5 protein-coding genes are annotated in these 5,312 nt (G+C 32.6%); 1 reads left to right on the top strand and 4 read right to left on the bottom strand.

Going from position 1 to position 5,312, the window contains the following annotated elements; all coding sequences use genetic code 11:
- Positions 1–782: 782 nt before the first annotated feature.
- A complete protein-coding gene (locus IJI93_RS06090) occupies positions 783–2,057 on the top strand; it encodes a hypothetical protein (protein ID WP_292821262.1) in 1,275 nt (424 codons plus the stop codon).
- Positions 2,058–2,374: 317 nt separating this feature from the next.
- Here IJI93_RS06090 and IJI93_RS06085 read toward each other — a convergent pair whose 3' ends face one another.
- The 4 genes from IJI93_RS06085 to IJI93_RS06070 are packed head-to-tail and all read right to left on the bottom strand — an operon-like array spanning position 2,375 to position 5,059.
- Entirely contained in the window at positions 2,375–3,232 is an 858-nt protein-coding gene (locus IJI93_RS06085) for an aldo/keto reductase (protein ID WP_292821260.1), read from the bottom strand.
- A gap of 10 nt (positions 3,233–3,242) precedes the next feature.
- Positions 3,243–4,094 (bottom strand): SDR family oxidoreductase, encoded by an 852-nt coding sequence (locus IJI93_RS06080; protein WP_292821258.1) that lies wholly within the window; start codon positions 4,092–4,094, stop codon positions 3,243–3,245.
- A gap of 4 nt (positions 4,095–4,098) precedes the next feature.
- A complete protein-coding gene (locus IJI93_RS06075) occupies positions 4,099–4,527 on the bottom strand; it encodes a MarR family winged helix-turn-helix transcriptional regulator (protein ID WP_292821256.1) in 429 nt (142 codons plus the stop codon).
- 25 nt (positions 4,528–4,552) lie between these two features.
- Complete coding sequence (locus IJI93_RS06070) at positions 4,553–5,059, bottom strand: flavodoxin (RefSeq protein ID WP_292821254.1); 507 nt, start codon at positions 5,057–5,059, stop codon at positions 4,553–4,555.
- Between the last annotated feature and the right edge of the window lie 253 nt (positions 5,060–5,312).

The following is a 5,312-nucleotide window of genomic DNA, read 5'->3' as shown; positions in this document are numbered from 1 at the left end:
TTACCAAAAGCCGAGAAAAAACGATATAGAACAGAAGATGGAGTATTTAATCAGATATACAACAGAAAAAACGGCTGGATGAAAAACATAAAATCCCAACTAACAAAATGACAAAGCCGAGAAAAGGGAAAAACAAAAGAATATTCAGGATTAGAGTCAGATTATTTATCTAACAAAAAAGTTGAAAAAACAGAGAGTTTTAGTGGTGGATTTGCTGAAAAATGTAGTTATACCAAACAATTACAAACAGGAGCCTATACGACACCAGAAAATTTCACATATGCTGAGTTTGAAACTGGAGGATATACATATGGAGTTATCATAACCCACAGTGAAAAAACTAATTACGATGATTCTGTTTTTCAAAAAGATATAAGTACAATTATGTCAATATCTAGTTCATTACAAAGAAAATAGATAATATTCGTTAGTGTAAAAAATTTAACTGATGAATATAATTTTATTTTTTCTAAATTTCATTAATTACACCTTAATATGTTATTAAGTTAATATTAAGTTGTTATATTAAAAATAATGATAAATTCAATTGATTTTCCTTTAATTAAATGATATTATTGATTTAATATAATATCACTCTTTTAAGTTACACTGTAAAATATGGCTCATTACTCTTAGAATTATCAATACTCGTTGATAATTTATTGGGTGTTAATATAGTTTATGAATATCAATTTATTGAATTATTGAAGAGTATTTGATTTTTATTTTTAAATTTATAGTTTATAGGAATCTTTAAATTAGATGTAGGCTAATTATTATATATGAAAAGCCAAAATAAAAAGCCTACAGAGATATATTGTGTTGAGGATTTATTTAAATATTACTTATTTGGTTGTGGGAATCTTCTCTACGTTTGCAACACTATTTCGCCTAAAATCGTTGATTTATTCGCAGAAATAATGGATACTGAATTATTTGTGATTTATTTTGATTATAGGGAATATGATCCCGAATTTGCTAAAACGCATGTTAAAAATGGTTTAGTTCCATTTAAATTGAACAAAAAATATGTGATTTATAAGCAAACTTATGAATATAGCTCTAAAAATAAGAAAAAATACATAACAACTATGCTTCCGGAGTATATTGACAAATACTGCAATTATACTCGAGAAATCAAAGAACAGGGATTAATGTGCACAAAAATCACCTACGCGTCATATGGTTCTAAAACTGAAATTGTAAACGAACAATTTGACCTTAAAATCTCAAGACAAAGCATATACTTACATGAAAAAGAATTAGCACCACAATACATCTACAATAAAGAACAAGAAATACTAAAACAAATCAAAAAACTAGATATAAAACCAAGCGGTTACTATAGTTACGATGAGGAATTTATAAAGATTAGTAATAAAATCTACGTCAGATTAGCCTTAATTGATGCCTGTACAAAGATGATAATCAATGACGAGTTAATTCCCAAAAATCAATTCAACAAAGAATACATTGAAAAATTCTTAAAAGAATCCACAGAAGGAATAGAATTAAATACAATTATTACCGATGGGCATCGTTCATATCCAGAAATAATCGAACGATTAGGTGTAAAACACCAACTCTGCACATTCCACATAATGCAAAACCTAATGACACAACTCAATCCATACCTACACAAAAAAGAAAGAAGCATAGAATCCCTAAAAAAATCAAATGAAAAGAAAGAAGCAAAAATAGAAGAATTAAAAAGTAAAATGCCCTTAAAAAGAGGAAGGCCTAAAAAATCTGACAAAAAAGCAATAAACAACATAGAAAAAAGAAAAAAACTAAAAAGAGAAATTGATGAAAATAAAGAAAAAATAAGACAATACAAAGCCCAAATCAAAGAACACATAGAATACAAAGACACAATCAAGAAAATATTCCGTGCCAAAACTTTAAAAACAGCAATGAAATACTTCCATCAGTTATATGACAAATTAGAAGAATTACCTGCAATAATACAAGATTTCATCAAAAAACTCTCTAAAAAAATAGATAAAGCATTAGAATACACAAAAGACAAAAAAATACCAAAAACAACAATCTGGTAGAATTACTGTTCAAAGTAACGTTTCCAGGTAAAATAAAAAGAATCTATCGAACATATGCTGGAGCAACAACACAAATCAAACTCGATGATCTAAAATGGATTGAAAGAAATGTTCTCAGAAAAACAAGATAAAAATAAGAAAATCAGTTAAATTTTTTACACGTTTTATACGAATTGTTCGTATTCTTAGGGGATTTCTTTATATAAAATGAAGAGTTTTAGTTGTAAAAAATCGATAAGCATCTAAACTTTTTTATGTGTTTTTCATGAACTAGTCGTATGTATTAAAATTAAAAAAAGAGATTAAACTAAAATAGTTCAATCATTAGCATGCACATCAAAGGCATTCATTAGCATTTCACCAACACCTGGTGCATCAGGGTCATGTGAACCTTTACCTGTATCTAATGCACGGAGTTTATCCATTTCATCATCAGTTAACTCAAAGTCAAATATTTCCATATTTGATTTGATTCTTTCGGGATTTGTGGATTTTGGAAATACGATAATTCCTTCCTGATTTTCAAATCTCAAAATAACTTGGCCTGCATTTTTACCGTATTTTTCAGCAATTTGCGAAATCACTGGTTCATTTAAAAGATTTGCGTTTCCTCGACTTAACGGTCCCCAAGCCTGTATTTTAACATCCAAAGGTTTTAAAATTTCACTTAACTCCTTTTGCTGGATATATGGATTGAATTCGACCTGATTGACTGAAGGCATTGAATCGAACTGAGAAACCCATTTGTTCCATAGTGCTGGTGTCATATTGCTTACACCAATTGATTTGATTTTACCTTCCTCTTTTGCTTCTTCAAGCGCTTTCCATCCTTCTGTAACTTTTCCGTAAGGCTGGTGAAGCAGGTATAAGTCCATATAATCAGTTCCCAATTTTTCCAAAGATAAGTCAATGGCTTTTTTGGCATCTTCATATGCGTAGTCCTGAAGCCACAATTTGGAGGTAATCCAAACCTCTTCACGTTCCACATCACTGTCGGCTACGGCTTTTCCCACTTCCTGTTCATTGAAGTATGCAACAGCTGTGTCAATGTGCCTTATTCCAAAATCAAGCGCAGTTTTGACTGCTTCATATGTGCTTCCGTCTGCAGGAATCATGAATGTTCCAAATCCGATTGCCGGAATTTCCAAACCGTCATTTAATTTAATGTATTCCATATTATCACCATTATTGTAATTCTAAAGAGTATCTTCCGCTGGCTATTGATGCTATGACTCCACCGTCAACCAACAGGTCAATTCCTGTTATGAATGATGAGTCATCATTCAACAGAAATTCTGCTACCCTTGCGATTTCTTCAGATGTTCCCACCCTTTTTGCGGCTGATGAATTGATCATTTCCTGATAGCCTTCACCTGCAGCTTCAAACTCATCATATGCCAATGGGGTTACAATGATACCTGGTGAAATTGAGTTTATTCTTGCCCCTGCATCTGCCCATGTGGTTGCGGCGGCTGTTCTGACCCTTAAGTGGTTTGCCCTTTTTGCAACGACATATGCAACACCGGAGTTTACTGTTGCATCATTTTTGATGAAGTCCAAGTCTTTCAACTCATCGGTTGGAGTTAGGGCGAGTTGCTGTTCAATTTCAGATGGCAAATCCATCATGTATCCGGTTTGACTTGAAATTATAAGTCCCGCGCCTCCTTTGGCAATGTATTTGGCGAAAATGTCGATTGCAACGGAAGTCGCCACCAAATCCAAGTTAATGATGTGTTCAGGGCTTGCCTGATTTGGTGATGCTCCCGCAGTGTCAATGAAGTATTTTACTTTTCCAAGTGCACTGGCCTTTTTGGCAAACTCTTCAACTGACTCTGAATCCATGTCATCAACTATTTGTGTCTCGACAATATATCCATTGTATCTGAGCTCCTTGGCTCTTGTCTCAAGGTTCTCTTCGCTGATGTCTCCTAGAAATATTATTCTGTTTGTACTTATTCTTTTGATGATTGCTGTTCCCATACTTCCTGCACCAAGCAGTGCAACTACTTCCTTGTCTTCATTCAGGTTGAATTCCATATTTTCATCCCCATAATATTTTAAACAATATTTTTTTTAGGTTTTTTAGTTCTTCATCCGTAATGTTGGATGTGACTTCACTTTCCCAATTTTCAATTGTATCAAGTAATTTGTCTGTCTTTTTGACTCCATCATCAGTGAGCTTTACTAATTTTTGGCGTCTGTTTTCAGGATTTTCCTTTCTTAAGATTAAACCATTATCTTCAAATTTTCTCAATACCTTTGCAATGTATGCTCCGCTTACCTTAAACACATTCACCAAATTATGTTGGGTGGTCACGTCATCCATTCTGATTCTTAAAAGAACGGACAATTCTTTTATGGTGTAATCCTCCTCTTTCATGTTGGAATTGTAATAATCACCATAGCTTGAAATCAGTTCTTCAACGTAATGGTATAGGAATATTTTTTCGGGGTTTTCATTCAATGGCATGATATCACTTATAATTTTATCTCCACTATATCCATTGTTCTACAGTTGACTTTGAGCTGTTCACTTGTGATCCGGTTATTGAAAGTCCATTTTGAATATCTGCACCTTCACAGATTTCTTTCAGCTGTCTTGGAACGCCAGATAAACCTGATCCTTCATGGGTTGTGAATGGCTTGATAATTTTTCCATTGAAATCCAGACCTTTGAGTGCCTGGAATAATTCTTCGGGCATTCCTCCCCAGTATATTGGAGCGCCGATGTATATCACTTCATAATCGGTTATGTCCGGAATTTCCTCCTTAACCGGAGCGTCATGGTTTGCTGTCCTCACTTTTGCCTCTTCAATGCATTCATAGTAATCTGCAGGATATGGGATGGCTGGTTCAACTTTGAAAATATCTGCACCAGTCAATTCCTGTATGAATTCAGCTACAATTTCAGTATTGCCTTTATCAATGCTTTTTATAGTGCCTCCGAAGTAGTTTTCGTCTGCTCTGCTGAAATATATTATTATGCTTTTTTTATCATCCATGGTTTCATCTCCACCAAAATCTTTTGTTGAATATAATTTTAGTGGTCTTGATATAAATAGTTAACCATAGTTAATAGTTAACTATAAATAATAATTGACAATATAATAATTAATATATAGTTAAAAACCAAACTTTTAATAAAGATGAATTACATAATAATAATTATGTCTGGAATTTCTAAAAAGAAAATTAAAAAACACATACCTGTTAAAGATTTAGATAAAAGAATTAAAAAACTGGAAAAGGATGTTA

The organism is Methanobrevibacter sp. (genome assembly GCF_017431965.1).
Taxonomy (GTDB): Archaea; Methanobacteriota; Methanobacteria; order Methanobacteriales; family Methanobacteriaceae; genus Methanocatella.
The sequence above is the reverse complement of the archived record's forward strand: the minus strand, read 5'-3'. Positions and strand labels throughout refer to the sequence as shown.